This window comes from Paenibacillus thalictri, assembly GCF_004307995.1.
In the GTDB taxonomy this organism is placed as follows: Bacteria; Bacillota; Bacilli; order Paenibacillales; family NBRC-103111; genus Paenibacillus_AF; species Paenibacillus_AF thalictri.
This window is the reverse complement of the sequence record NZ_SIRE01000018.1, coordinates 136,039-162,962: the sequence shown is the minus strand read 5'-3', so window position 1 is coordinate 162,962 and position 26,924 is coordinate 136,039. Positions and strand designations below refer to the sequence as shown.

26 protein-coding genes are annotated in these 26,924 nt (G+C 49.5%); 18 read left to right on the top strand and 8 right to left on the bottom strand.

Going from position 1 to position 26,924, the window contains the following annotated elements:
* Positions 1-9 precede the first annotated feature (9 nt).
* The 3 genes from EYB31_RS24315 to EYB31_RS24305 all read right to left on the bottom strand — a co-directional run bounded on the left by EYB31_RS24315 (position 10) and on the right by EYB31_RS24305 (position 2,964).
* Positions 10-1,308 (bottom strand): ABC transporter substrate-binding protein, encoded by a 1,299-nt coding sequence (locus EYB31_RS24315; RefSeq protein ID WP_131016026.1) that lies wholly within the window; start codon positions 1,306-1,308, stop codon positions 10-12.
* Between the two features lie 173 nt (positions 1,309-1,481).
* Positions 1,482-2,096 (bottom strand): glycerol-3-phosphate responsive antiterminator, encoded by a 615-nt coding sequence (locus tag EYB31_RS24310; protein WP_131016025.1) that lies wholly within the window; start codon positions 2,094-2,096, stop codon positions 1,482-1,484.
* A gap of 28 nt (positions 2,097-2,124) precedes the next feature.
* The gene (locus tag EYB31_RS24305) at positions 2,125-2,964 is read right to left on the bottom strand and encodes a metallophosphoesterase family protein (RefSeq protein ID WP_131016024.1); all 840 of its coding nucleotides are present in this window, start codon (positions 2,962-2,964) and stop codon (positions 2,125-2,127) included.
* Positions 2,965-3,218: 254 nt separating this feature from the next.
* On the opposite strand from EYB31_RS24305, the gene EYB31_RS24300 reads away from it, so the two are divergent.
* From EYB31_RS24300 to EYB31_RS24285, 4 genes are all read left to right on the top strand, one after another.
* On the top strand, positions 3,219-3,932 hold the full coding sequence (locus EYB31_RS24300) for a FadR/GntR family transcriptional regulator (protein ID WP_131016023.1): 714 nt from the start codon (positions 3,219-3,221) through the stop codon (positions 3,930-3,932).
* A 122-nt stretch (positions 3,933-4,054) separates the two neighbouring features.
* Positions 4,055-4,801 (top strand): (Fe-S)-binding protein, encoded by a 747-nt coding sequence (locus EYB31_RS24295; protein ID WP_131016022.1) that lies wholly within the window; start codon positions 4,055-4,057, stop codon positions 4,799-4,801.
* The gene (locus EYB31_RS24290) at positions 4,782-6,368 is read left to right on the top strand and encodes a LutB/LldF family L-lactate oxidation iron-sulfur protein (RefSeq protein WP_131016021.1); all 1,587 of its coding nucleotides are present in this window, start codon (positions 4,782-4,784) and stop codon (positions 6,366-6,368) included. The genes EYB31_RS24295 and EYB31_RS24290 overlap by 20 nt, the downstream gene beginning before the upstream one ends.
* The gene (locus EYB31_RS24285) at positions 6,365-7,249 is read left to right on the top strand and encodes a LutC/YkgG family protein (RefSeq protein ID WP_131016020.1); all 885 of its coding nucleotides are present in this window, start codon (positions 6,365-6,367) and stop codon (positions 7,247-7,249) included. Before EYB31_RS24290 ends, EYB31_RS24285 begins: the two co-directional genes overlap by 4 nt.
* A gap of 113 nt (positions 7,250-7,362) precedes the next feature.
* Here the strand turns inward: EYB31_RS24285 and EYB31_RS24280 are convergent, their stop codons facing one another.
* The 3 genes from EYB31_RS24280 to EYB31_RS24270 all read right to left on the bottom strand — a co-directional run bounded on the left by EYB31_RS24280 (position 7,363) and on the right by EYB31_RS24270 (position 11,681).
* Positions 7,363-7,578 (bottom strand): hypothetical protein, encoded by a 216-nt coding sequence (locus EYB31_RS24280; RefSeq protein ID WP_131016019.1) that lies wholly within the window; start codon positions 7,576-7,578, stop codon positions 7,363-7,365.
* 253 nt (positions 7,579-7,831) lie between these two features.
* Complete coding sequence (katG, locus tag EYB31_RS24275) at positions 7,832-10,006, bottom strand: catalase/peroxidase HPI (RefSeq protein ID WP_420819469.1); 2,175 nt, start codon at positions 10,004-10,006, stop codon at positions 7,832-7,834.
* 355 nt (positions 10,007-10,361) lie between these two features.
* Positions 10,362-11,681 carry a hypothetical protein gene (locus EYB31_RS24270; protein WP_131016017.1) on the bottom strand — a complete coding sequence of 440 codons (1,320 nt, stop codon included), beginning with the start codon at positions 11,679-11,681 and terminating at the stop codon, positions 10,362-10,364.
* Positions 11,682-12,025: 344 nt separating this feature from the next.
* Between EYB31_RS24270 and EYB31_RS24265 the strand changes: the two genes are divergently transcribed.
* From EYB31_RS24265 to EYB31_RS24245, 4 genes are all read left to right on the top strand, one after another.
* Entirely contained in the window at positions 12,026-12,319 is a 294-nt protein-coding gene (locus EYB31_RS24265) for a hypothetical protein (protein WP_131016016.1), read from the top strand.
* A gap of 46 nt (positions 12,320-12,365) precedes the next feature.
* Positions 12,366-12,740: a 23S rRNA (pseudouridine(1915)-N(3))-methyltransferase RlmH gene (locus tag EYB31_RS24260; protein ID WP_206105495.1), complete on the top strand. Its 375-nt coding sequence runs from the start codon at positions 12,366-12,368 to the stop codon at positions 12,738-12,740.
* Between the two features lie 680 nt (positions 12,741-13,420).
* The gene (locus EYB31_RS24250) at positions 13,421-14,260 is read left to right on the top strand and encodes an Rpn family recombination-promoting nuclease/putative transposase (protein WP_131016013.1); all 840 of its coding nucleotides are present in this window, start codon (positions 13,421-13,423) and stop codon (positions 14,258-14,260) included.
* Positions 14,261-14,430: 170 nt separating this feature from the next.
* Positions 14,431-15,207: a class I SAM-dependent methyltransferase gene (locus EYB31_RS24245; RefSeq protein WP_131016012.1), complete on the top strand. Its 777-nt coding sequence runs from the start codon at positions 14,431-14,433 to the stop codon at positions 15,205-15,207.
* Positions 15,208-15,341: 134 nt separating this feature from the next.
* Here the strand turns inward: EYB31_RS24245 and EYB31_RS24240 are convergent, their stop codons facing one another.
* Complete coding sequence (locus EYB31_RS24240) at positions 15,342-16,028, bottom strand: zinc dependent phospholipase C family protein (protein ID WP_131016011.1); 687 nt, start codon at positions 16,026-16,028, stop codon at positions 15,342-15,344.
* 192 nt (positions 16,029-16,220) lie between these two features.
* On the opposite strand from EYB31_RS24240, the gene EYB31_RS24235 reads away from it, so the two are divergent.
* The 8 genes from EYB31_RS24235 to rbsD all read left to right on the top strand — a co-directional run bounded on the left by EYB31_RS24235 (position 16,221) and on the right by rbsD (position 21,629).
* A complete protein-coding gene (locus tag EYB31_RS24235) occupies positions 16,221-16,979 on the top strand; it encodes an IclR family transcriptional regulator (protein ID WP_131016010.1) in 759 nt (252 codons plus the stop codon).
* A 73-nt stretch (positions 16,980-17,052) separates the two neighbouring features.
* Positions 17,053-17,826 (top strand): SDR family NAD(P)-dependent oxidoreductase, encoded by a 774-nt coding sequence (locus tag EYB31_RS24230; RefSeq protein ID WP_131016009.1) that lies wholly within the window; start codon positions 17,053-17,055, stop codon positions 17,824-17,826.
* Between the two features lie 38 nt (positions 17,827-17,864).
* Complete coding sequence (locus EYB31_RS24225) at positions 17,865-18,755, top strand: fumarylacetoacetate hydrolase family protein (protein WP_131016008.1); 891 nt, start codon at positions 17,865-17,867, stop codon at positions 18,753-18,755.
* Positions 18,756-18,788: 33 nt separating this feature from the next.
* Entirely contained in the window at positions 18,789-19,109 is a 321-nt protein-coding gene (locus EYB31_RS24220) for a UxaA family hydrolase (protein ID WP_131016007.1), read from the top strand.
* A gap of 56 nt (positions 19,110-19,165) precedes the next feature.
* The gene (locus EYB31_RS24215; RefSeq protein WP_420819468.1) at positions 19,166-20,317 is read left to right on the top strand and encodes a UxaA family hydrolase; all 1,152 of its coding nucleotides are present in this window, start codon (positions 19,166-19,168) and stop codon (positions 20,315-20,317) included.
* Between the two features lie 51 nt (positions 20,318-20,368).
* On the top strand, positions 20,369-21,043 hold the full coding sequence (locus tag EYB31_RS24210) for a cyclase family protein (protein WP_131016005.1): 675 nt from the start codon (positions 20,369-20,371) through the stop codon (positions 21,041-21,043).
* Positions 21,040-21,246 carry a hypothetical protein gene (locus EYB31_RS24205; protein ID WP_131016004.1) on the top strand — a complete coding sequence of 69 codons (207 nt, stop codon included), beginning with the start codon at positions 21,040-21,042 and terminating at the stop codon, positions 21,244-21,246. Before EYB31_RS24210 ends, EYB31_RS24205 begins: the two co-directional genes overlap by 4 nt.
* The gene (rbsD, locus tag EYB31_RS24200) at positions 21,243-21,629 is read left to right on the top strand and encodes a D-ribose pyranase (RefSeq protein ID WP_131016003.1); all 387 of its coding nucleotides are present in this window, start codon (positions 21,243-21,245) and stop codon (positions 21,627-21,629) included. Before EYB31_RS24205 ends, rbsD begins: the two co-directional genes overlap by 4 nt.
* A gap of 63 nt (positions 21,630-21,692) precedes the next feature.
* Here the strand turns inward: rbsD and EYB31_RS24195 are convergent, their stop codons facing one another.
* Positions 21,693-22,964, bottom strand: coding sequence for a methyl-accepting chemotaxis protein (locus EYB31_RS24195; RefSeq protein ID WP_165452587.1), 1,272 nt, complete (start codon positions 22,962-22,964; stop codon positions 21,693-21,695).
* Positions 22,965-23,223: 259 nt separating this feature from the next.
* On the opposite strand from EYB31_RS24195, the gene EYB31_RS24190 reads away from it, so the two are divergent.
* A complete protein-coding gene (locus EYB31_RS24190; protein ID WP_131016001.1) occupies positions 23,224-23,823 on the top strand; it encodes a hypothetical protein in 600 nt (199 codons plus the stop codon).
* Between the two features lie 176 nt (positions 23,824-23,999).
* The gene (locus tag EYB31_RS24185) at positions 24,000-26,885 is read left to right on the top strand and encodes a carboxypeptidase-like regulatory domain-containing protein (protein WP_131016000.1); all 2,886 of its coding nucleotides are present in this window, start codon (positions 24,000-24,002) and stop codon (positions 26,883-26,885) included.
* The last annotated feature ends 39 nt before the right edge of the window (positions 26,886-26,924 follow it).

Below are 26,924 nucleotides of genomic sequence, written 5' to 3'. Positions count from 1 at the left end.
AAAATGAACTTACTTGCTTAACAGTTTATTTGCTTTTTCCGCGGCCTCGTTCATGGCGTCCTGCGGCTTTACATTCGGGTCAATGATCGCTTTGGTAATCGCATCTTGCATGACTTTCGCAACTTCCGGGTATGCTGTTGCGTCCGGACGAGCTACGGCATACTTTAATTGATCCGAAGCTACCTTGTATTGCGGATTTTCTTTGTAGTAACTTTGCAACTCGTCGCTTTGTAAAGCAGAGAGACGATTTGGCAGGTATCCAACATACTTATGCTGATAAATTGTATTTTCCTTGGATGTCATCCACTTAATAAATTCCCAAGCCGCCTCTTTTTCTTTCTCGCTTACCTTCGACGTTATGATCAGGTGGCACCCGCCAGTTGGAACACCATAGGATTTATTAGCAGGCATAAAATCGGTAGCCACTTCAAATTTGTTTCCTTTCGCAATTTCAATGGCCGCAGCAACACCCGCAGTAGATCCGAACTTAAAAGCAGAGATTTGGTTGTCCCAATCCTTGCCTGCGTCAGCGCCCGCTGTATTCCCCACTGCAAACTTGATCAAGCCATCATTAGACATTTTCTTCCAATATTCTACAGGCGCAACCCCTTCAGGAGAGTTAAATAAAGCTTTCTTCCGATCATCGCTCAGTACTTTCCCTCCGGTTTGAGCTACCAGCGCCTCGTAATTCCAAATATCTACCGGCAGCGTCATCGGTGTCTTGCCCTTCGACTTCAACACACGGCCATACTGTTCAAATTCCGCCCAGCTTTTGGGACCGGAAGGGTCGAGGCCAGCGTCTTTTAACATCGTGACATTTTTGTATAAAATCGGGGTGCTGCGCATAAAAGGAAGACCGTAAAGCTTACCATCCACATAAGCATTTCCCATAAGACCCGGGTTAAAATCCTTAATATTGACTTGCGCCTCATCTCTTGCGGCAAGAGGTGTCAGATCTACCAGCATGCCAGAACGGGAAAACGCCCCGGTGGATGAGATTTCAAGGTCACTTACTGCAGGCGCGTTACCGGCAGCAAATGCGGCTTGCACTTTCGCATGAAGCTCGTCGTAGCTTCCTTGATTCGCTTCTTGCACTTCGATGCGGTTTTGCGATTCGTTAAATTTTTTCACGAGGTTTTGTTTAGCTTCTTCAATTTTCCCGCCATTGGCTGTCCAATACTTTATGACGATTTTTTCACCTGACGAAGCTGAATTACTGGCCTTGCCGCTTGTGGCTTCAGAACCGCATGCCGACAGCATCATAACCGCACTTAACGAAAGAATGGATATACTTTTTCTCTTTAACATTTGAAACCCTCCTGATTTTTAATATGGATTTGCAAAACAAAGAAGCCTTACAGCCACTGGCTTTACGCCAGCAGCTCATAAGGCTTCTCCTTCACTCCAACCTAAGGCTATTTACTTTTCATAATTATATCCTAACCGCTGATTATTAACTGTGTGTTATTCCATTGTAAGAATTATGCAAATTTATGAGCATAGGGATCACGCCACAGCTCGGATTTGGATGAAGATACCGCAGTTGCGCCAGCACTAAGACATTCCTTTATGTGGTTTCGTTCACTCAACAAGCCACCGGTTATAATTGGAAGAGCTGTGAACTTCTTAATTTCCCCAATCATTTCCGGAATACGGGCCGGCATTACTTCTACAATGTCGGGCTCAATTTGGCAAAGGCTTTTGCATATGTTGTCCAGTCCATCGGTATCCATAAGAAAGAACCGTTGAATTGTTACTAATCCTAATTTTTTCGCTGTTTTAACAACATTTATTTTCGTGGTGACAATCCCGGTTGGTTTAATAGCTTTAGCCAAATAATCAAGACCATAAGAGTCAGTGCTTACACCGCCGATCTTCTCCAAGTGCAGGAACACCGGCATGTCATGATGATTAAACAAATCTACATAGCCCTTAATGACCCCAATATGTCCAGTTAGCAGAAAGACGCCGGATAGCTGGTTTTTGAGTGATAAAGCAATTTCAATCTGCTTCGGCTCTTTGATGGAAGCCACCATCCGGTGTGTATGTAATTTGTCTAATAATCGTTTGCCTTCATCGCCCCTATGCCTCTTCATTTGCTAACGCTCCTGTTAATTCAGATTATTAACGTTCCGCTGCCGACAGTAAGGGGACAACACATCCCCGATCCGATTCTTCTCCACGTGCATGTGGACTATGTTTAAAGTGTTTCATATTGTTGTACAAAGTTTCTACGCTCTCTATGAGAATCCTATCCGTTATGTCGACAGGAGAAATAGAAATCTCATCCTGGTCAATCTCCACGATTCGCAAGCTAGTCTGGTCAAGGCAGGCAGACAGCTGAACGAAGGTCCAGTTGTTCTGCTTTACAATGGAATCGATATGAGTATGACCGTTAAAATATATCCCGGTTCCTTGCTTCATGTTCAAGATTTTCCACATATCGATATCGGGATGTATGGAGCCCTTAGGTCTGTCCGAATGTGCGGTCGTTTTGTGCACGGGATGATGAGCAAATACCAAGAGCGGTTTTGTGCCCGATGTCTTTACAACGCCTTCCAGCCATTGCAATTGCTCTTCGTCAACCCAGCCTCCCCAATCCTCGAAATCCATCTCTTTGGCCGTATCTATAAATACAAGCACCGCCTGCTCCGTTGTTACAGCATGATAGCGAGCTTGCTCGGTTATGGCGAGAACCTCCCTTCTGCTTTGAGCATACAGATCGTGATTTCCCAATGCATGATAAAAAGGTTTGCCGTATTGCCGAATCATCCCGTAAACTTCCTGCAGCTCCGAGGAATACCCATAATTCGTTAAATCCCCTAATGAAATGTAGGCATCCGCTTCAAATTCAAAAAATCGAGCTATAAATGTTTGATAGAAATCATTACGCATCTCTTGCCATTCTGGTACCGTTCCATCAACTTCGTGATAATGCAAGTCTCCCATTACTATAAGCTTCACGTTACGCACTCTCCCTAAAATAGTAAAATATGGAACAAAGAGATTACATCTTGATCATAGTTCATTTATATTAGCAGAACATCATGTTTCGATTTATTTTTTGTAAACGTCACTTTTGCTTGGAGCCTCTTGCCTGCCACCTTGCTTCAGTGGCAATGTTCCTTTTTGTTATTGCCGATTTGGCGAATTGAGGTAGGCCGCCGTATAATAAAAGCAAATAAGCAGTATGACGAAAGCGAGGCTGGCCGGATTATATGGAACTCAGCAAAATATCGACACGTAAAATATATGAAGTCATATCCGATCAGATGGAGCAGCTCATTGTCGGCGGTACGCTGAAGCCGGGAGACAAGCTGCCTTCAGGCAAAGAGCTTTCGGAGAAGTTTCAGGTCGGCCGGTCCACCGTGCGCGAGGCGCTAAGCGCGTTGAAAGCAAAAGGGCTTGTCGAAATCCGCCAAGGCGAAGGCAGCTACGTGCGGCGTATTGAGCCGGACGATGTCGAGCTGCCGGGTTTTCAATCGCTGCTGATGAACCGCGAGACGGTAATCGAGCTGATCGAAGCGCGCAAAGCGCTGGAAATATCCATTGCGGGGCTGGCCGCGGAGAAAAGGACGGACGAGGACATTGCCGAACTCGAGCGGATTATCCGGCGGATGAGCGACCATCTTGGCGACGAGGAGGAGGGAGAGCGCTCGGATTTGCAGTTTCATTTGGCGCTCGCGCGGGCGGCGCACAATTCGATCATGCTGCGGCTGGTCGATACGATCTCAAACCAGATGCAGACGGCGATCCGGGAAACAAGGAGACTGCAGATGTACGCCAGCAAAACCGTCTCCACCCAGCTGTGGAGCGAGCATCGCGATATTTATGAGGCTGTGCTCAGGCAGAACGCGGACGGAGCGCAGGAAGCGATGCGCAAGCATTTGTTCCACGTCGAGCAGGTGCTGCTGAAATTTTTGAAAAAATAAGCTCGGGGGAACGCGTTTTTACGGCGCTGATGAAGTTCCCTCTTTTCTTTTGTTAACTTATCTGATAACCTGATAACCATATAGGTGATCTTGATTTTTATTTTCCGAAAGAAGGTTGTACGATGCGAGTTTCCTTATTTATCACGTGTCTGGCCGATCAGCTGTATCCGGAGGTGGGTGAAAGCGTTGCCCGTCTGCTGCACCGCTACGGCTGCGAGGTCGACTTTCCCGAAACGCAAACATGCTGCGGCCAGCCCGCATTTAACAGCGGTTACCATGACGAGGCCAGAGAGGTGGCCCGCGGTTTGATCCGCGCATTTGATGCAAGCGATTACGTCGTATCTCCATCCGGTTCCTGCACGGGTATGGTCCATCATTACTATCCGATGTTGTTCGCGGAGGAGCCGGAGTGGAAGGAGAAAGCGGAGAAGCTGATCGCCAAGACGTACGAGTTTTCGCAGTTTTTGGTGCAAGTGCTGGGGGTGCGCGATCTGGGGGCGGAATTTCCTGAGAAGGTTACTTACCACCCTTCCTGTCACGCTTCCCGGCTGCTTGGCGTCAAAACTGAGCCAACGGAGCTTTTGAGTCGTGTTAAGGGGCTTGAGATGATCGATTTGCCGAAAAAAGAAGATTGCTGCGGTTTCGGGGGCACATTTGCGGTCAAAATGGCCGATATGTCGGAAGCGATGGTTTGCGAGAAGGCGATGAATGTTTGCGCAACGGGAGCGCAGGTGCTTGTCGGCACGGATATGGGCTGCCTGATGAATATCGGCGGCCGCCTGAACAAGGAAAACCAACCGGTACGCGTCATGCATCTGGCGCAGCTGTTGGAGGAAGGAGTGAAACGCGGTGAGACAAGCGGCAAGTGAGAAGGAACTGATCGGCACGGGGCTCAAACGGCGGACGGAGGAAGCGCTGGCGAACGAATTTCTGCGCAAAGCGGTCGCATTTACGACCGATAAGCTGAAGACGGGCAAGCTGGCCGCCTCCGACGCTTTCGGCAATTGGGAAGATTGGCGGACGAGGGCCCGCGCCATACGCGAGCATACGATCAACCATTTGGATTATTATTTGACGCAGTTTACGGACAATGTGCAGAAGGCCGGCGGGCATGTTTATTTTTGCAGCGGCGGGAATGAAGCGGTCAAGACGTTTATGGAAATCGCCGAAGCGCGCAAGGCCAAACTGGTCGCTAAGGGCAAGTCGATGGTATCGGAGGAGATCCATCTCAATCATCACTTGGAAGAGCACGGCATTGAAGCGATCGAAACCGACCTTGGCGAATACATTTTGCAGTTGGCCAAGGAGACGCCGTCGCATCTGATTATCCCGGCGATTCATAAGAACAAAGCGCAAATCGCCGATATTTTTTCCGAAGAAGCTGGCGAAACGTTTGAGCCGGAAACAAAGATCCTTGCCGGCTACGCCAAGCGGAAGCTGCGCAATTATTTCCTGGAGGCCGATATCGGGCTGACCGGCTGCAATTTCGGCGTGGCCGAATCCGGTGCGATTACGCTGGTGTCCAACGAAGGCAATGGCCGGATGGTGTCGACCATCCCGAAATGTCATGTCGTCATCATGGGCATGGAACGGCTTGTGCCGACGTACGACGACCTGGAAGTGGTGCTGAACATGCTGGCGCGCAGCGCGACCGGACAGAAGCTGACGACATATACGTCGATGATTACCGGACCGCGGCGCGAGGGAGAGCTGGACGGACCGGATGAGCTGCACCTGATTGTGCTGGACAACGGACGTTCGGCGCAGCTCGGCGATCCGGTGTTCCAGGAAGTGCTGCATTGCATTCGCTGCGCGGCATGCCTGAACGTCTGCCCGGTGTACCGCCATATCGGCGGGCACACGTACGGCAGCGTATACAGCGGCCCGATCGGCGCCGTGCTGACGCCGCTGCTGCAGCAGGACATGAAGGAAGCGGGCCAGCTCGCTTACGCGTCCAGCTTGTGCGGGGCGTGTTACGAAGCGTGCCCGGTCAAAATCCCGCTGCACGACATGCTGGTGCAGCTGCGGGCCCGTAAGGTGAAGCTCGGCCTCACGCCGCTGGCGGAGCGGCTTGCTTTTAAATCGTTTCAGACGACGTTTGGCAATGTGACGTTATACAAGCTGGCGACGAAGTCGGCTTATTATGCGCAGCTGCCTTTTATCACGAAAGGGTGGATCAAGCAGGGGCCGGGTCCGATGGCGGGCTGGACGCAGTCGCGGTCGTTCCCGATGAAGCCAAAGCGGTCGTTCCGCGACCGCTGGGAAGAGCTGCAGCGCGAGTTAAAGAGCGGAGAGGCAGCGGGGAAACGAAAAGCCGCCGACTCAAAGCTTCAGGAACGGCAGGGTGACAGCGCCGGCGGTCCGACAGTCAACCAATCAAGCGGACATACGGCGGACACTGATGGAAAGCGTTCGAACGGAGGGGACAGCAGATGAGTACACAGCATACGCAAGGAAGCATGCGCGGCCGCGAGGCGTTTATGGGGAATATCGCCCGCCGATTGGGGCGCAGCGCGCCACTCACTGAAGCTCCGGCGCATCCGTTTCGTGGCGCGCCGCAGTTTTATAAGGACATCCGGCTGACGCAAGATGAGCAGGTCGAGCTGTTCGCGCAGAATTGGTCGGCGCTGACCGGCAAGACGCTTGTCGTACGCGAGCATGAGGCTGCCGAGCAGATCGGCGCATGGCTGCAAGCGATCGCCGCCGAGCTCGGCGTGCAGCGGGCATCGCGCTGGGAGCACGCGGGGCTCGCGCAGCTTGGCGTCGACGCGGCGCTGGCGCGCGCCGGCGTCGAGGTCGTGCCGTGGCGCGAGGACGCGGCTGCGCAGCCTGGCGAAGCCGGCTCGCTCGCGGGCGCGAGCGTAGCTGCCGCGGATAGCCGCGCGGCTGGCGGCGAGCGTAGCGGCGCAAACGCAGGCGACGCGCCGAGCAACGGCGACAGCGGCGATGCCGCGGCCTCGCGCTGGGCTGGGCGCGGCGAGCTGCTGCGCAAGACCGAGCGGTGCCAGCTCGGGCTCGTGTGGCCCGATTTCGCTGTCGCGAACACGGGCACGCTGGTGCTGAAGGCGGCGCGGGAACGCGGGCGTTCGGTCAGCCTGCTCACGGAAATTTTGTTCGCGGTGTTCCGCGCGGACCAGCTCGTTACCCGCATGGGCGAGGCGTTCGCCGAAGTAACCGGCTCCGTCGCAGCTCCGCTCGATTATCCGTCGTCGCTGAATTTGATTACCGGCCCGAGCCGCAGCGCCGATATTGAAAACGATTTGACCATCGGCATCCACGGCCCCGGCAAAGTGTACGCTGCGATTATCGTGCCGTAAATAGCATTGAAACGCCCTGAGCGAGCTATGCCAAAGGCAGCGGCAAGATCGGGGCGTTTCGAATTTCCAATAAACAATATGAACCTATGAAAAAGCTTCAATCCGAAGCTTTTTCATTTTTTCTTCTTGAGTTGATAAATTCCGATGATGGCCGTTAGCAGAAAGCAGACGGGCGACAGGATGTGCAGGAGAAACCACTTCAATATGACGGAATCGTCAGGGCCGTTGCCGATCGGACCGACCCGGGGTTGATAAGCGTCCCATACGCCGTAAAGCAGGAGAAGAATCGACATGCAGGATACCACGATCATAAAAATATATCGTTTCATGAAGTTCCTCCTTTCCGGAGAATGACCGGTTTATATGGCTTATCATAATGGATGATCCGGGCGAACACAATGCAATAAGTCTGCTGGGGAGGAATGTGCAGCCCTTCATGAACGCCATCGTTTACCTTCTTTTTCCTCGACTTTAATTTAGATAATACAAAAGCAAAGAGCAGTATTCAGTAACGAATGCCGCTCTTTGCTTTATATGTTCAGATTACGCATATTAGGTTTGGAGACTCGCCCCGTGGTCGCCTTAATTAAGGTCATAACGATCTGCATTCATTACCTTTACCCAGGCAGCGACGAAGTCACGCACAAACTTTTCTTTGTTATCGTCTTGAGCATAAACTTCCGCAATGGCACGCAGAACGGAGTTTGAACCAAACACAAGGTCAACGATAGTTGCTGTACGCACGACTTCGCCTGTTTTGCGGTCGTGTCCTTCGTATACGCCCCCGTCTGCAGGTTTCCACTGTACTCCCATATCAAGCAAGTTAACAAAGAAGTCGTTCGTGAGCGTGCCTACGCGATCGGTGAATACGCCGTGTTTGGTGTCGCCGAAATTTGTACCTAACACGCGCATGCCGCCAACAAGCGCAGTCATTTCCGGCGCAGTAAGGTTTAGCAGATGCGCCTTGTCTAACAGGAGCTCAGCTTGGCTTACGCTGTACTGCTTCTTCAAATAGTTGCGGAAACCATCGGCGACCGGCTCCAGCACTGCAAAGCTTTCTACATCGGTTTGCTCTTGAGTTGCATCGCCGCGTCCGGCAGCAAAAGGAACGGTCACATCAAAGCCTGCATCTAGCGCGGCTTTTTCTACTGCGGCACTGCCGCCTAATACGATCAAATCAGCCAAGCTTACTTTTTTGTCCAGATCATCTCGAATGGCTTCCAGTATAGAAATGACTTTCGCAAGTTGTTTCGGCTGATTCGCTTCCCAATCCTTCTGTGGAGCAAGACGGATTCGGGAACCATTCGCGCCGCCACGCATATCGGAGCCACGGAAAGTACTAGCCGAAGCCCAAGCCGTTGTTACCAGTTCGCCGACCGTAAGTCCAGAGTCTAGGATCCTGGATTTAAGATCTTCTACTTCTGCGTCTGTTAATTCATAATCAACCGCCTGCACAGGATCTTGCCAGATCAGAACTTCTTCGGGAACTTCCGGGCCTAGATATCTTGCGCGAGGACCCATGTCACGGTGCGTGAGTTTGAACCATGCACGAGCAAAGGCATCCGCAAACTCTACTGGATTCTCATAGTAACGGCGGGAGATTTTCTCGTATGCCGGATCCACACGCAATGCCATATCCGCAGTGGTCATCATCGTCGGAACACGAATGGATAAATCCTCTGCATCCGGTGCAAGATGCTCCTCAGCAGGGTTTACGGGAGCCCACTGATGCGCGCCTGCCGGGCTCTTCGTGAGTTTCCATTCATTCCCAAACAGAATCTCGAAGAAACCATTATCCCACTGTGTTGGATTCGCAGTCCAAGCACCTTCAATGCCGCTAGTGATGGTGTCGCGACCTTTGCCGGAGCCGTGCTTGCTCAGCCAACCTAAGCCTTGTGCTTCAATAGAAGCTCCTTCTGGCTCTGCTCCAACAAGTGCAGCATCTCCTGCACCATGTGCCTTGCCGAACGTATGCCCTCCGGCCACGAGAGCCACGGTTTCTTCATCGTTCATTCCCATCCGTTTGAAGGTTTCGCGGATGTCGCGAGCGCTTGCAAGCGGGTCCGGGTTGCCGTTCAGACCTTCCGGATTCACATAGATAAGGCCCATCTGAACAGCGGCAAGCGGATTCTCAAGCTCGCGATCGCCTTTGTATCGCTTGTCACCCAACCATTCCGTTTCGACACCCCAGTAGATATCTTCTTCCGGATGCCATACGTCCGCGCGTCCGCCGCCGAAACCGAATGTCTTGCCGCCCATGGATTCAATAGCGACATTACCCGTTAGAATGAACAAGTCGGCCCAAGAGATCTTGTTGCCATACTTTTGCTTAATTGGCCATAGCAGTCGACGCGCTTTATCGAGGTTGCCATTGTCAGGCCAACTGTTAAGGGGAGCAAAACGCTGCGTGCCGGTGCCGGCCCCGCCGCGGCCGTCACCCGTACGGTAGGTGCCTGCGGAGTGCCAAGCCATACGTATAAAGAATGGACCATAATGTCCGTAGTCGGCTGGCCACCAATCCTGACTGTTAGTCATTAGGTCGCGAAGATCCTGCTTAAGAGCTTGGTAGTCCAACTTTCTGAATTCCTCTGCATAATTAAACTCTTCGCCCATTGGGTTTGATTTTCGGTCATGCTGGTGAAGGATGTTCAAGTTCAATTGGTTGGGCCACCAGTTTTTATTCGTCGTACCGCTAGATTGGTGACTAGTAGCACTGCCGTGCATTACAGGACATTTTCCAGCGTTTGCATTAGTCATATCCATTCTTATCACTCCTCATAAAATATAATTAATATTAAATAATAATTATTATAATATTAGTTATAAAGCTATCTACAGCAGATAGCAACTTTTTTATTTTTTTTCGCTATTCTCAACAATTCTGCACTACCTAATATATGTCCTCTTAACCGCACAAGACTCGTTCAAGGATTTTTTTTAACAGTCGTTTAAGCATAAAACCTCTCCCATGATCGGAAATGGTTTTGTGCTTTTGCGTTATTTGTGATACGGTTCACCGCGGCGGGGGCTTCGGCAACGCAAATAGTCGAGGAAGCGCCTCGGCTATTTTGGTAAAAGCTTCCCTTGTCTCGTGATATGTTTTTATTTTCTTCTAACTATCCGCAGAACTGTTTTTTCGATTTTCTAGGCTATTTACTATTTGATTGGGAATATACATTCTCTTTGGAGTTTCTTCAAAAAATCTAATGTGAAATGTAGAGGCATTTTTAGGTCGAATTCTAACCCATGGGTCATTAAGTTCATCCTCAGTAAATTTTACTGGAAATCCGGGATCAAATTTAGATTCGTCAATATAATACTCAGAACTGCTAATTTCCTGAAGTTTGTAACCATTTGAATAAATATGTATTGCCTTGAATTTTTCTGCCAAAAATTTATTTACAAAAGGTAGGAACATCGCTTCATCTAAATCTCTCAGAGTTAAACTTGGAAAAAGTCTTATAAAACTACTTTTACTATAAGAAATAGGTAAAAATTCTATTTCATTTCTACCAATTGAGGAAGAAGAGCCAACACACTCATACTTTTCTTCTTCCGAGTCATCATTGCCGTTCTCTTCAAGATCAATATATTGTTCCCATTGGCCGCCGCCTATTCCGTATTTAATACCTGATCTTTGTTCGGTGAAATCTTTTCCTAAATCAGTTCTCATTCTAGTGGATTTATCTGAAGACCCAAATAATACTGATATAATCTTTTGTTTGGGCTCTTTCAGGTACATTGAGCAAAACAGTCTAAAATGGCCTATAGCTTCTGCGGGATAAATTTTGTCCAATTCAAAAGACAGTGTAAAATGAGACAATGCATCATTATATTCTTGTAGAAAAAGAACCCTATTCAAGGTACTTTCTATTCGTTGAAATCCTGTAGATATCACTGACTGGATATCGTCTCCCCAACGAGCAAAAAAACTCGCCTGTTCTTCTTCGGATAGTGATATGTTAAGATATTGAAATCTAATTGAAAATCCATCAGGACTATCTAATGCAATCCTGAGTCGTTCTCTATCTAAAATCTCACAGAACAAAATTCCAGACTTCTTCGCCTTATCTACAAGGGCATCCTTTTCTCCTATTGTTAGATTGATATTGGTAAAGAATACAAAGACACTGGGTTTGTGATCTGCACTAAGAGCGCTGTTCAGATCACTCTCAAATTTCGCTTTTATCGTTTTTTTCTGTTCCTCAGAATCGTTTGCCTGATTTACAAAACCGATAGCTCCATATGCTAGCTGGTTGTCCCTATAGATTGCTTCAATATCTCTTCCACCATCAGGGCCACCTCGCGGATGACGAGGTCGCACTTCACTGAACCTTTTATCAATAGCAAGAATTGCTCTACACATTTGTTCTCTATGTAATTGGTTGGTATCTAGATAGCTTTTTATTCTTTCATCGGTTTGATAAGGCAAGAATAAACTCCTCCCTTGAAATTAATTCCAATGTTTAAAATCTACTCAATATTATACAAATAACCAGTTAATTAACAACTTTTATCTCTCCAAGTCCAAAAGCTGATCGTACAGCGTATCAACACTTGCGAAAATGGCTTTGGTACTGGATATGGTATACATACCGAGACGGTCAAGGAAGCTCTTCTATTTATATTGAGACTACAGCAAAATAGACAGATTGAATTGTTATCCTTGCGAATACAAACGCGCTTCGGCTTAATCGCAATTGAAATCTTCCGGAGAGCCGAAAAAAATGAACCCGAGAGACAAGATAGCTGTTTTGTCCTCGGGAGGTGACAGAGATGAGCGAAGTATTGAAAGTGTACGAGCAGTTCGTAACAGAAGAAAATCAGCTATGCAGGCGTATCGAAACGCTCGACGTTATACAATCCTACATCCTGCATACCGTACACAAGCATGGCCCCGAACTGGACACGTTAACTGTTGAAGATGTGCTGATGTCGATTCACCGTATACAACAAGACCTGCAAACGGAGCTTATCCATGTTCGGTTGGAGAAAAGCGTCCTTTCCCACAAGCACAGCAGCCCTAAAGACGCCGACATCGGAAAGGCAAAGCAGTCAACCGCCGATTAGAGGCTGCTATTTGTACTTGGATGTTTCCCAGTCAAACACGCTTTGAATCATTTTCAACACCATAGCCAAATTTGACATATACGTTATCCAAACCAAGCTCGAGAAGTTCTATCTCGATGCCATCAAGGAGTACGAGAAGCGCCTGACTCGATACGGTAAAACCCAACTCCTCATGCTTAAGAACCGTGAGCAACTGTCTGCTAAACTCGCTGACAGTAGCTTCACGGTTCTCGTAACCCCGACCAAACCAACCATCTCGTCGGAATCATTTGCTGACAAGATCAACAGCTGGGGAGTCTCAGGAAGTTCACAAGTAGCCTTTATTATTGGCTCAGACCTCCCACAAGCCGATGAACGGCTCTCTCTTAGCCAGATGGACCGGGCTTATCGCATCATCCACAACCATCCCTATCACAAGTAGCTGTTGCCTAAATCGCCCTTTTGACTTGAATGACCTTACCTTCGAACATGCAGAACGTAAACTTGATTTTATCACTCAAATCGAATGGTAAGGTTTTAGGGTTAACTGTGGTAAGCATCACCTCGTTTGGGCTCCCCTCGGCAACGATTTCCCCCCATCCAATAGAAAGAGCCCGCTCATCTATCACGAGAGCGGGCTCCTGCCGAATAATGACTAGTTTTTGCAACCGTTTTTGTCACAAGTGATCGTGGAGTGACTGTCAACCCAATGAGTAGGATTCTCATTGGTATTAAAACCACAGCCAGTTCTACCACCTTTGACCCCACTGTGCACTATGCCTGTCGGAGTATGTTTTACCGCCATTCTTTCACCTCCCAAAAATCCAATATTGGATAAGTCATACAATTATAATAACAGATAATCGAAATAAGAACGAGTGTTCCCGTTTTTTTTTGAATTTATAGCATTCCATTGTGATGTCATTTCTTCAACCAAATCACAGTAATTCTGGAAACCTAGCTTTCAAGAAACGGGATTTCTGTATGAGGGTGTTTTCAAACTGCACCTTTTTTGACAACTCCATGATTCTGATATGCCCGACACACCACAAAGTGTGTCTGTTTTGTGTGTCTAAGGACTTGGCCGCGTGATATAATAATAATGAATGGAGTTGATCGCGGATGAGTGAACTGCTTGACCCTCGAAATGATTTTTTATTTAAACGTATCTTTGGCAGTGAAGAAAACCGAGATGTTTTGCTTGCATTCCTGAACACTACATTCATTGAGGCTGGTAAGCCGCCGCTGACGGAAATTATTCTGCTGAATCCTTATACAGAGAAGGACACTCCCCGCGATAAGCAATCAATTCTAGATATTCGCGGCAAAACAGCAGATGGCGAACTGATAAATGTCGAGATGCAGCTATTTAACAAATACGACACTGAGAAGCGTACGATGTTTTATTGGAGCAAGCTGTATAGTGGACAGCTACAAGAAGGCCAATCCTATAAAGTATTGAAAAAGTGCGTAACCATCAACATTTTGAATTATTCCCTTCTGCCGAACGATCAATATCACAATGTGTTTCATTTACGCGAAGACCGCAGCGGAATTCCCCTCATCGAGGATATGGAACTGCACTTTCTGGAGCTGCCCAAGCTGGATAACCACGCTGTTCCCGTCAAGAGCGGCGGATTGGTGAACTGGCTGTTGTTTCTGAAAGGTGTCGATAAATCTAATTGGGAGGTGCTGATGATGAATGAGCCTGTATTGAAAAAAGCGATGGATACATTGGAGTTTCTTAGTCAGGATGCGGAAGCCCGCCGATTATATGAGGACAGACAAAAATATCTGCATGATGAAGCTTCTATGATCGAAGGAGCGTTGGCTGAAGGCGAGCGAAAGAAAGCCGTTCAAATGGCCGCCGAACTCCTTAGCCTTGGAGTGGATATCTCCATCATAGCTAAGGCATCAGGGTTATCCGAATCTAAAATTGAGGCTCTGAAGAAACACAATTAAACAACCTTTCTCCGATAAAGAGCCGGTCTAATTGAGGCTGGTTCTTTTTGTATGCTATTATGCATTATTAATTTTATAGTTAATACCTATAAAATTAATAATTTTTATATATTTCTATGATAATGTTCAATGTGCGATGATAAGTTTATAACGGGAAGGGAGATGAAGTTATGAGCTCATCCAACGTATGGAAGCCGGAATTGTACGATCATAAATTGGGCATGGTGGCGGAACTTGGAAAAGGAGTCGTCGAATTGTTGAACCCGCAAAAGGGGGAGACGATATTGGATTTGGGCTGCGGTACCGGCCATTTGACCAAAGAAATAGCCGATCTCGGAGCGCAAGTCATCGGTATGGACTATTCGCAGCCGATGATTGAGAGCGCAAGCAAGCAGTACCCCGAAATCCGCTTTTTTGTCGGCGATGCCGAGCAATTTACTGTGGAGGAACGGTTTGATGCGGTGTTTTCCAATGCCGCGCTGCATTGGATGAATCGTCCGGAGCGGGTTGTTTCGTGCGTATGGGACGCGCTGAAGCCGGACGGGAGATTTGTCGCCGAGTTTGGCGGGCAGAGCAACGTAGAGACCGTGCTGAATGCAATGGTTCAAGTGCTTACGCAGCAGTTCGGGATCGACGCTAGCGCGCGTAATCCATGGTATTTCCCGAGCATCGGCGAATACAGCAAGGTGCTGGAGCACCAGGGTTTTCGGGTGACTTATGCGCTCCATTTCGACCGGCCAACCCGTATGAAGGACGGAGAGCTGGGCATTAACCACTGGCTGGCCAGCTTTGGCGGGGATTTTTTCAAAGGGTTAAGCGAAGCGGACATTGCGGAGGCATGCGGCAAAATCGCGGAAATGATCAAACCGCGGCTGTTTTACGACGGAGCGTGGCATATCGATTACAAAAGGCTCCGTATCGTCGCCGTCAAACCCGGCGAAGCATAAGCGGACTTAAGCGAATCACCGGATTGATTAAACAACACGGCAGCGGACCGTTCATCTCCTTTATCGGAGAGGCGGTCTGCTGCTTTTTTTCTTATGTAATGCCAACACGGTCTGCCGCTTGTCAAAAGGTAAATCTAAACGTGCATCCGCCTCGACTCCGGCAGCCGCAAGTCCCATTCGCTAAATTTATCTGCCACATAAGCGGCGGCTTCCTTTATAAAACCGGCAGCCATCGCACCGGTAATGAATTGCGGCGTCGTTCCTGGTTCGTTCTCCGGCTGCTCAAACCAATCGATCACACGGCGTCTCCACCTTGCGATTTCGTCCGCGGACAAATAAGGAGCCCATTCCGGCGATTCCGCTTGTTCGAGCAGCTTCCAGGCGGCGGGACGCCATGACGACTGACGGTACATGTCAAAATCGATTTGATCGGTGTCCTTGTAGTAGAGCGCGCGGATTTCCTTTTCCGACCGGTTTTCCGATGGATGGGCGTCCGCTTTAGCGCTGAATGGAATGAAGATGTTGGGCAGCCATAAAGCGTCGGCTAGCAGATGGGCGCAGTAACCGCGGAGAAATTGCCGTACAGGACCTCGCTCCTCCGCATAAAGCCGGTTCATATAGAAGTGCTCGACCGCGCTTTCCGAGAATCGGCCGTCTTCACCGATCAGATGGGTAAACTTTTTGTCGTTGCGCCCTGTGCCGCTGCGCATATGAATGGCATCGGGGGCAATGCTGCCCAGCAAAAATTCGGGAGCAGGCGGCGCCGCTTCACCGGAATAAAGTTCAAATGCGACGGCAAGATGAATCATCGGCAATGGCATCGTATCACTCACTCCTTTTTTATGAAATCCTGTATAACCCCTTATTGTACTTGAAAAAAATGGGATGTCTATGATAAGAAGCTGACGGCAAAATGTGAATTGACAAATTTCTTTAGCACATGGTACGATCATTTTGGATAATAAACCTTGGTTTATTATAGAAAACCAAATTGCACATCTTGGGGGACCTGAATGGAAAAGAAATATTGGGTACCCGCTTTGGAAAAAGCGAACGACATTCTGCAGGAAATATCCGGGCAGCCCGCCGCTTTAAAGCTGATCGATCTGTCCAAGCGGCTTGATATTCATAAAAGCTCGATGTTTTCGCTGCTGGCGACCATGGAATCGCTGGAGTGGGTACAACGCGAGGAAGACGGGACCTATTCGCTGGGAGCGCGGCTTGGGCTGATTGGAAACGCCTTTTTTAAACAGTACAGCCTGATCGACTTGTTCCGCAAAGAAGCCGCCGTCTCCAAAACGAAGCTCGGGGAGACGATTCAGCTTGCCAAACTGGAACAACGCGAGGTGCTGTATTTGGCCAAAGAAGAAGTTCCATCTCCTGTCCGCCTTGCTTCTGAACCCGGCAAGAAGTTTCCCGCACACGCTACGGCGTTAGGTAAAGCGCTGCTGTCGGCGCTTCCCGAAAGCGAATTTCACGCTCTTTTTAGCGAAGAGGCGCTTGAACCGCAGATGACGCCTTATACGATCCGAACCAGAAGCGAACTGCACAGCCAACTTGCGGAAATCCGCAGCGTCCGCTACGCCTTCGATCTGCAGGAGGCGGTGGTCGGTTTTTGCTGTGTGGCTGCGCCTGTATTCGATTCGCGCGGCATTGCGATTGCGGCGATCAGCTGCTCGATGTTCCAGCATGTATGGGAAGAAAAGAAGGAGCTTGCGATCCGCGAAATTGGCTCGCTTGCCCGGCGGCTCTCCCATGGCAGCTTGTCATAACCTTGCTATTGCAGCACCGTTTTAACATGAAGGGATTTCAAGTTCCATTACCTGTTGCTAAAGGAGTGAGTGTATGAGATTGCAGGGCAAAGTCATTTTGATCACTGGAGCGGGATCCGGCATCGGGAAAAGCTCCGCGCTGCTGTTTGCCAGTGAAGGTGCGGTTGTCATCGTCAACGATTTGCAGGAGGACAAGGGCAACGAAACGGTTGAGGAAATTCGCGCTGCCGGCGGAGAGGCGTCGTTTATCCAAGCGGATGTGACGAACCCCGACTCCGTGAAAGCGATGGTCGACACGGCAATCGCTCAATACGGCCGCATCGACGTGTTGTTTAACAATGCGGGAATCAGCGGTGTCGGCGCTATTCATGAAGTTGAGCCGGAGGCGTGGGACCGCGTCATCGCAGTCAACATCAGAGGTGTGTTCCTTCCGTCCAAATACGTGCTGCCGCATATGATGGAGCGCCAATCGGGAGCGATCATCAACATGTCGTCTTGTATCGCGGAAATCGGTCTTGGCCGCAGAGCTTCTTATTCGGCGACCAAAGGCGCCGTACTGGCGCTTACCAAATCGATGCAAGTGGATTATGCGCCATACGGCATTCGCGTCAATGCGCTGCTGCCGGGAACCATTCTGACTCCATTTGTGGAAAATTATTTGCGCACCTCGTATGACGATCCCGAAGAAGCGATCCAGTCGCTGAAAAAACGCCAGCTCAGCGGGGATCTCGGCCGTCCCGAGGACGTAGCTAAGGCGGCGTTGTTCCTTGCGTCCGACGAATCGAAATTTATGATGGGTTCGCCGCTGTACATTGACGGCGGTGTGACTTTCGGAAAAAACGCTTGATTTCACCATACCTTACATTATAGGAGGAATCATTTTTTATGAAGCTGCTGAACATCATCCAAAACGGGCAATCCCAATTAGGCGTTAAAACGGAACAAGGTATCATTAATGTAGCGCAGGCTGTGCAGGCTCTTGGCGCCTCCGGCGTGCCGCAATCGATTCATGAAGTGATTGACGGCGGACAGGCAGCGCTTGAAGCGTTGCAGTCGTTTATTGCGAACGCGGCCGGACAAGGCGGCGCTTTTGTACAAAGCGAGTCGGATGTAAAAATCGGACCTTGCGTGCCTAACCCGAATAAAATCATCTGTGTCGGCTTGAACTACAGAAAACATGCCGAAGAGACCAATGCCAAAATTCCGGAATATCCGATTTTGTTCAATAAATTCAACAATACGCTGAACGGCCAAGGCGACGATGTGCCGCTGCCGAAAGTGTCGAGCAAGGTGGACTATGAAGCCGAGCTTGTCATCGTCATCGGCCAAACCGCCAAATATGTGGATAAGGAAAGCGCACTGAGCCATGTATTCGGCTATTGCAACGTCAACGACGTATCCGCCCGCGACTTGCAGATGAGAACAAACCAATGGCTGCTCGGCAAATCGTGCGACGGTTTCAGCCCGCTTGGACCGTATTTGGTGACGGCTGACGAGGTTGGCAATCCGAACGATCTGGGGATCCGCTGTATCGTCAACGGTGAAGTGCGGCAGAACTCGAATACGTCGGATATGATTTTCCATTGCGACGAAATCGTCAGCTACATATCTCAGCATATGACGCTTGTGCCGGGGGACATCATTTTGACGGGAACGCCGGAAGGTGTTGTGCTCGGGTATCCTGAGGACAAACAAGTGTACTTGAAAGACGGCGACGTGGTTACGATCGAAATCGACAAGCTTGGTTCGTTGACCAACCGTTTTGTTGCAGAGTAACGCCGTCGAATTTACTTGAAGGGGATGAATGGAATGGCAGCTCCTATTGCAGCGGGCGCGGATGCGCTTGTCATGGATACGAACGACCATGTAGCGACGGCGATCAAGGATTTGCAGGCCGGTTCGACGGTTACGTTTCGGGTCGGGGACGAAGCCAAACAGCTGACGCTGCAGGAACCGGTTCCTTTTGGACATAAATTTGCGATATTGGACATCGCTCCGGGCACGGATGTCCGCAAATACGGCGAAGTCATCGGCCGTACCACCATAGCGATCAGCGCCGGATACCATGTGCATGTGCACAATGTGGAAGGCATTCGGGGGCGGGGAGACCAAGCTAAGACAACCGGCTAAACGATTTTTCTGATTAAGCTTGCTCATTTTCGGAGGTGCATGTTCCCTTGGATCATATGTTGGGTTACCGCAGAGTAAACGGCTCTGTAGGTATTCGAAATCATCTGTTAATTATTCCTACCGTCATTTGTGCCAATCAGGTATGCAGCCGCATATCCCAGATGGTGCCGGAGACGGTTGCTATTCCGCACCAGCACGGCTGCAGCCAAATTGGCGCCGATAAGCAGCGGACCTTTGACGTGCTGGCGGGTACCGGCAAAAATCCCAACGTCGGCGGGGTTATCATCATCAGCCTTGGCTGCGAGGTGGTCGATCCGCAAGCGTTGGCCGAGGAAATTCGCTCTACTGGCAAGCTGGTTGAAGTGTTCGATATCCAGTCCGTCGGCGGCTCTGTGAAAGCAATTCAATATGGCGCCGAGCTGGCAAGGAACATGAAGGCGCAGTTGGACAACATGCAGCCGGAGCCGATCCCGTTCAGCGAGCTGATTATCGGCGTCAAATGCGGCGGCTCCGACGCGACCAGCGGGCTGGCTTCCAATCCGGCGCTTGGCCAAGCGGCGGACCTGCTAATCGCCGAAGGCGGCGGCGTCGTGATCGGCGAAACCACAGAGATTATCGGAGCCGAGCATGTGCTGGCGGCGCGTTGCGCAAGCGAGGAGACGGCTAACCGGCTTTACCATATCGTTGACCGCTTTGAGAAAGAGGTCGACCGCATGGGCGCCGATATGCGCGGCGGGAATCCGAGTCCCGGCAATATCGCCGGAGGCCTCTCGACCATTGAGGAAAAGTCGCTTGGCTGCATCAGCAAATGCGGCACTTCGCCGATTCGCGGCGTGATCGAATATGCGGAAGACATTCCGCGGCACGGGTTGTATTTTATGGATTCGCCGGGCAACGACATCGAATGTGTTTCCGGCATGGCCGCCGGCGGCGCGCATCTGGTTATCTTTACGACCGGACGCGGCACACCGACCGGCTCGGCTGTGATTCCGGTCATCAAGCTGACCGGCAACAAGCGGATGTATGAACGGATGACCGACAATATGGACGTCGACGTCAGCGATATGCTTTCCGGCACATTAAGCCTGGAAGAGGCTGGACGCCGCGTTTGGCAGGAAATTAAAGAGGTAGCCGCAGGAAAGCTGACCAAAGCCGAGATCCTCGGTCATACCGAGTTCAGCATCAACCGGATCGGCCCCAGCTTGTAATCGAAGCCGGTGTTGCTCTAACGGGTAATTCCATTCACAAGGAGACGGACGATGAATATCAGCCGAATGCTCGATCTGACTCAGGATTTGTATCCGAACTGCCCCAATCTGCCGATTTTTGAACCGCCGAAATTTGAGTATCAATTTATCGGCCCCCGCGACGGTTGGAAGATGGAACGTATCACCATGACGACCCATTCGGGTACGCATATGGACGCTCCTTCGCATATGGAGGAGTTCCGCACCGATTTGGATGAATATCCGGTCGAACGTTTTCAAGGGGAATGCGTTTATATTCCGCTGGCCGGGATCAAGGGCGCGCGGGAGCCGATCACACCCGCTGATCTCGCGCCTTATTTGGACCGCATGAATGAAAATTCCATCGTTCTGCTGTACACCGGCTGGGGCGAGAAGCGGGCTTGGACCAAAGAATGGGTGTACGGCTCGCCTTTTCTGCATCCGGATGGAGCGCGTCTTATCGCCGAGAAAAAGGTTAAAGGCATCGGCATTGATCATCCGAGCTTAGGCGGCACAGGCGAGGAAAATGAAAACACGCACCGGACCGTGCTGGGCGCAGGCATTTGGATTGCCGAAGGGCTGCAGCTCGATTACCCGGAGTTGTCCGAAGGACAATGGCACATCATGGCGCTGCCGATGAAAATCCGCGAATCGAGCGGTGCGCCGGCCCGTATTGTCGCCCTGCAGCTCGGAGGAGGCAAGGCATGAAGAAGCGCTGGGAGTATTGCATCAGCACCAGCCGTACCGAACTTCCCGAGCTTGGTTTGGCCGGATGGGAGCTTGTTTCGGTGGCGGTTGTTGACGGGACCGAAACGTTTTATATGAAACGGGAATGCCCCGGCTTGCGCGAGCAAATTACGCTGGAGCAGCGCGAACAGGTATTGGCGGAACAAGGGAGGGAGATGGTATGAAACGCGGAGGTATTCTGCACCCTGCCCTAAACCGGATTCTCGCGGAAACCGGACATACCGACATCCTGACCGTATGCGACCGGGGGTTTCCGGTGCCCGCAGGGCCGGAACGGCTTGATTTGGCGCTTGTGGACGGCATTCCTACGGTTGTCGACGTGCTGCGGGCGGTTCACTCCGAATTTGTGATCGACCGCATCATCGTCACCGATGAGATGATAGAGGCCAGCCCCGAGCGATACGCGGAACTGCAAACGCTGTTTCCGGACGTGCGTCTGGTCGCGGTTTCGCATCAGCGTTTTAAAGAAATATGTCCCGAGTCCCGCGCCGTGATCCGGACGGGAGACGTCGTGCCATATGCCAATGTCATGATCGTATCGGGATAACAATAAAATGGACCGTAAAAGGATTCGTCCTTTACGGTCCATTTGCTTTGTTTGTGCGGGAGGCTACATTTTAAATTTGCCGAATTTGCTTTTGACCGCATCGGTTTGATGCTTTAATACTTCCGATGAGGAGGAAATTTCCTCCATAATAGCCGTCTGCCCTTGCGCCGCCGCCGAGATCATCTTCGCCCCTTCGGTGATGTCCAGCGTGATGCGGGTCACTGCATCCATCTCGCGGTAAGTGTGTTCGATATGTTCGGTCTGGCTTGCCACCGTCGCTGCAATCTCGCGTATGGCCTGCGCCGATTCGTTTACGGTCTGGCTCATATGGACAAGCGCCTCGCGCACATGAATCCCCTGAGAGGAATCGCGGCTCGCCAGCTCGGCTTGTTCTTTAATGCTGGCAACGGTATCCTGAATTTGCTGTTGAATACGGTAGATCAGCTCTTGAATGCGATTGGCGGAATCCGCGCTTTGCTCCGCCAGCTTGCGAATCTCCATCGCTACGACCGAAAAGCCGCGCCCCTGCTCGCCTGCCCGTGCCGCTTCAATTGAGGCGTTGAGCGCCAAAAGATGGGTTTGTTCGGATATTTCCCGAACGGCCTGAGTGATTTCCCCGATCTCGACGGCATCCTGCTCCAGCTGGTTAACATAATTTAAAGAAACTTCATTGGAGCGGGAAAGCTCCAAAATCCCCTCGACCATCTGTTCCACAATATGCCCGCTTTCTCCCATGGTTTGCACCATAGCGCCCGACATTTCCATCGTATGCTGCGACTTCTGATTGATCGTTCTTGCATCGGTCAGAATCTGCTCGGCGGAAGCGAGCGTACGGCTGGCTGAATCGGCTTGGCGCTGCGTTCCTTGATGAATATTGTCCACGGCTTCGGAGATGCTTTCGATTTGTGTCGTCGCTTCCGAGATCGCATGGGTCAACGTCTCCGCAGATTGCGTGGTCGTGGTGGCGCCGGTGGAAATTTCCTGAATCGTGAGCCTCAAGCTGGCAATCATCGTCTGGAACGATTCGCTTAAATCTCGAAGTTCGTCGTTGGAGCGATGTTCGGGAATGCGTACTTGCAGATTGCCGGTTGCTGCTAAAGCCGAAGCTTTAGCCAGCGTAACCAGCGGTCTTGTCAGCCATCTTGCCGCCAGCCAGCCGAGGAAAGCCGTCCAGAATACCCCCAGCAAGTAAATGATGGAGTTGTAAAGCCAGTCCGCCGTGTTCGGAGCAATCCATTGTTTTAAGTAAAAAATAAAAAATGCGCTTGTGCCGTAGGTCATAAGGGAAACAACGGTTATACCCAGCACCATTTTTGTGACGATTGACATTCTCATTTTCATTTCCTCCGTCGATATGTTGAGGTAAGGAGTCGATCAAAGAGCATAATGGAAAATTCGACAAAACCGACAAAAATTCCTCTTTTTTAACAACATTTTCACAATGAACAATTTGTGTCCATATTTTATGGCTAGTATTCTATTATATTTATCGACATTTTTTTCGCTAGCTTAATAGATTTTTAATATATACCTCAAACTTATTAAAAGAGTGACACTTATAATAAAGAAGTATTCAACGGGGAGGTGGAACGCCATGCAGGAGATTCAATTGCTGCATAATGGCAAGAAATGCCGGGCAGGATTGCTTCGGGAGGATGCCGAATGGATGGAAGTGATCTTGTACCAGCCGGCTTTAACGAAATTTCAGTGTGAAGATATATTGACGGTATCCGGCTTTAACCGGAATCAGAAGATGAGAGTCATTCACGCCGACCGGGGGAAAGTGCTGCTTGCCGCCGCAAATTCGGATTTGTTTAAATTATACGCACCCGAGCGAAACGGCGAGTTATTGGCAGAATACGATTCCGAGGCTGTCACTTATACAAGCTACAAGTTAAACGCTTTTGCAACCTTAACGCGGGAACGTACCATTTTTCCAATGCGGGTTGTCGATGTCAGTCCGCTTGGGATCGGCTTTGTCAACAACGACATCAACATGGAATTTAATACGCTGTACAACGCGTCGATTTCGTTGGGCCCTGCCGTTATTACTCCGACAGTAACGATCAGCTACGCGCATTTTATGGAAAAATCCATCCGCTACTGCGCGGCCATTCAATGGATTACCGACCAGGATCTGCGCCGGCTGCGGTATTTTATCGCCTCGCGCACCAAGCAGCTTCATGCGATGTAAGACGGAGCATCCCGCAAGTGGGGTGCTTTTTTTGTTGCAAATATACATTTCTATTAAAAAATTTAAAGCAGATTCATACATAATATTGTAAAATGATGGTGACTGTGTACTTAATAAGTAAAGGAGACCAGAGCTCTTCATAAGTGGTTCTTATAAATATAGAGGGAGAGGATTCGGTGTCAATAAAAATTAAAATATGGCTTTGCACAGCATTGGTCTATTTGGTCATGCCTGTTTACGTATGGGCTGGAGGTATTGTCGATACAGCCGGCGACGGTGTCCGTGTAGATGATATCGTCAGGTTTCTCAACAATAACAGAAATCTTACTGCAAACGAAGTTGCTCAATTGACGTCTATGGTTAGCCCCGTGGATCCCAACATCCCGGGTTCCTTGGGTTCGGCAGCAGGTGTTTTCGGTAAAATCAGCGGCAAAATTGTCGATAGCAACGGCGGGGCGTTAGAGGGCGCCAATGTGACGGTTAACGGCATCTATCAGGCAGTCAGTTTGGCTGACGGTACGTTTGTGGTCAACAATGTGCCGGCTTCTTTCAAAATCCAGGCTTCCGTTCATAAGGACGGATTTGCGGATGTAATGACAAATTCCTTTAATATAATTTCGGGCGCTGTTACCCCGTTGGGAGAGATCAGGCTTTCTCGAGCTACTACGGGAACTCTTACGGGGACGATCGTTAATTATTCAGGGCTGCCGGTATCCGCCGCATCTGTTCAAGTGACGGGAGTCGCTCAAGCTACATATTCGGATTCATTGGGCAAGTTCAGATTCGATAATCTGGAGACAGGTTTACAAAACGTAAAAGTAACCTCTAGCGTATACGGGTCCGCCGAGAAACAGGTAGAGATTATTGCGGGTGTGACAACCGATACAACCGTTCAATTGCCCGGAGGTACAGGGGAAGTTGTTCAATACGGCGCATTGCAAGGCACTGTTTACAACGCGGAAGGCATGCCGATTGCCAATGCCCAGCTTTCCGTTACAGGTAGTACTTACACAGCCATATCCGGGGTAAACGGGACTTTTTATATCGATCACATCAGCCCGGGGGCTCAGATGCTTTCCGTTTCTGCGGCGACATACATTACAAATAACCGCATTGTCAACATCACGGCAAACAATACGGCTTTGGAGTCCATTTATTTAATTGCGGAAGGCCAGCATATTGTCAACATTTCGGGTCAGGTGGTTGCTTCAAACTATGCTCCCGTAAGCGGCGTAAAGATCAGCTTTAAATATCTCAATACGGTGCGGACAGCTCAAACGAACGCAAACGGCATCTATACTTTTCCAGGCGTGATTTCGGATCGAACTTATGAATTGACAGCTGAGCCGGACACGGCATCCGGATTCGTATCTTCTCCCACGTATTCCTTTAAGACGATTGGGGAAGGCAGCTTAACAGGACCGACCGTAATTTTGCTGAAGGGCAGCGAGGTTACGACAGTTACAGGCATTGTCAGCGATTATTTAAATAATCCACTGCCAGGAGCAAAGGTACAGTTATGTTACTTTGAACTATTCCAAGAACCGTTTTCGGTGTGCGGACGATACTTTACTTCCATTAGCGACTCGGCAGGACGATATACGTTTCCCAATGTATTAGCGGGGTCTACCATATCATTGACGGCCTGGGCTGAAGGAGCTTTTACGTCTCCCAAGACAGGAAACATTAACGATCTTGAGTGGAATAAGGACATCAATATGAGCCGTTCGATTGAGGTATCCACTTTGTCGGAACTCGCGGCGGCAGCCGAAGATCAAACCATCGGGCAAGTCGTTCTGAAAGCCGATATTTCAACCCCGGTTTTGGAAGATAATTCTTATGAAGAACTTTATTTGGGATACTTGAATATAACCGGCGATTCGCCTCATACATTAAAGGCCAGTGAATTTTACGGTAATCCAACGTTAAGTTATTTCGATTCAGGTCAGCCAGTCATCAATATCGTTTCGGTTGCCGGAGATAGCGGATATACGCTTCAAAATGCTTTAAGTCAAGATTTTGTTTCTACGATTGAAATATCTGATATTGAGGGCTACTCCGGCGTCATACGTTCGTTATACGAACCTGGGTCGAATTACAAGTATTTTGCATTGGATGCTGCGGGTGGTCGTATCGCTTTTATCGGTTACGATGGATTGTCGCTACAAGCGGCATTAAACGATCCATTAATCGATAAACTTTATATCACGAGCGACGTGTATGTATATGGCGTGCCTCTGACATTCCCGAGCCGGAATATTTCCTTACTGAGTTTATCCGATACGGAGATGGGAGAAACCTATTACATTATGGCAAGCGCGTTTGTCGGTTATGATGCCGCGCGGGTGACATTGGCGGATAACGTTTTCCTTTTGGATCATCAACCGCCTATTGTAACTTCCATTACAAATAGCGGGAATGAAGTAACGATTCAATTCAACAAGCCTGTTGAGAGAGGATTTGAAGGAGAAGGGAATCCTTGGCAAGACAAAGTTTATATTGTTGGAGGAGAAACGCCGATTAAATATCAAAGCTTTAATGCTTATGAATTAAGCAATGATCAAAAGCAATTGAAGCTGCGATTTAGCAGGGAATTAACTTCCGGCGATCGGCTGCTTTTCAGTAAGGACATTAGAAGCGTTGCCAGCACGCCAATAGCGCCTATCGTTTATGAAAACAACGGAGCTATGTGGTCGGCGGTACCGGATATACCGGGAAATACCGTACTGTTCATTAGTCCAATGGGACCGTTTAACGAGCCTATTGATTATTTTGAAATTCAAGGGACTGCTTCCGATCCGGATGGTTTTGTGTATATTGGAGAAGTACGTTTTAGTTTCAAAAATAGCGCCGGTTTATATTTGACCCAGCCTTCGTATATGTTTGATTCCAACCAAGAATTTTTCATCAAACCTAACCAATATCCGGTGGAAAATACTCTGCCCTGGTCTTTCGGAGTTTATTTTAACCAGCCGGTTCCTAATGGCGTCTATACGATCCATGTGATAACGGAAAAAGGCGATAGCAAGCTGTATACGTTCACTGTAGCTGCCAATCCGTAGATTATATATTCTGCGAGTCAATAGCTAATGTGGTATGTC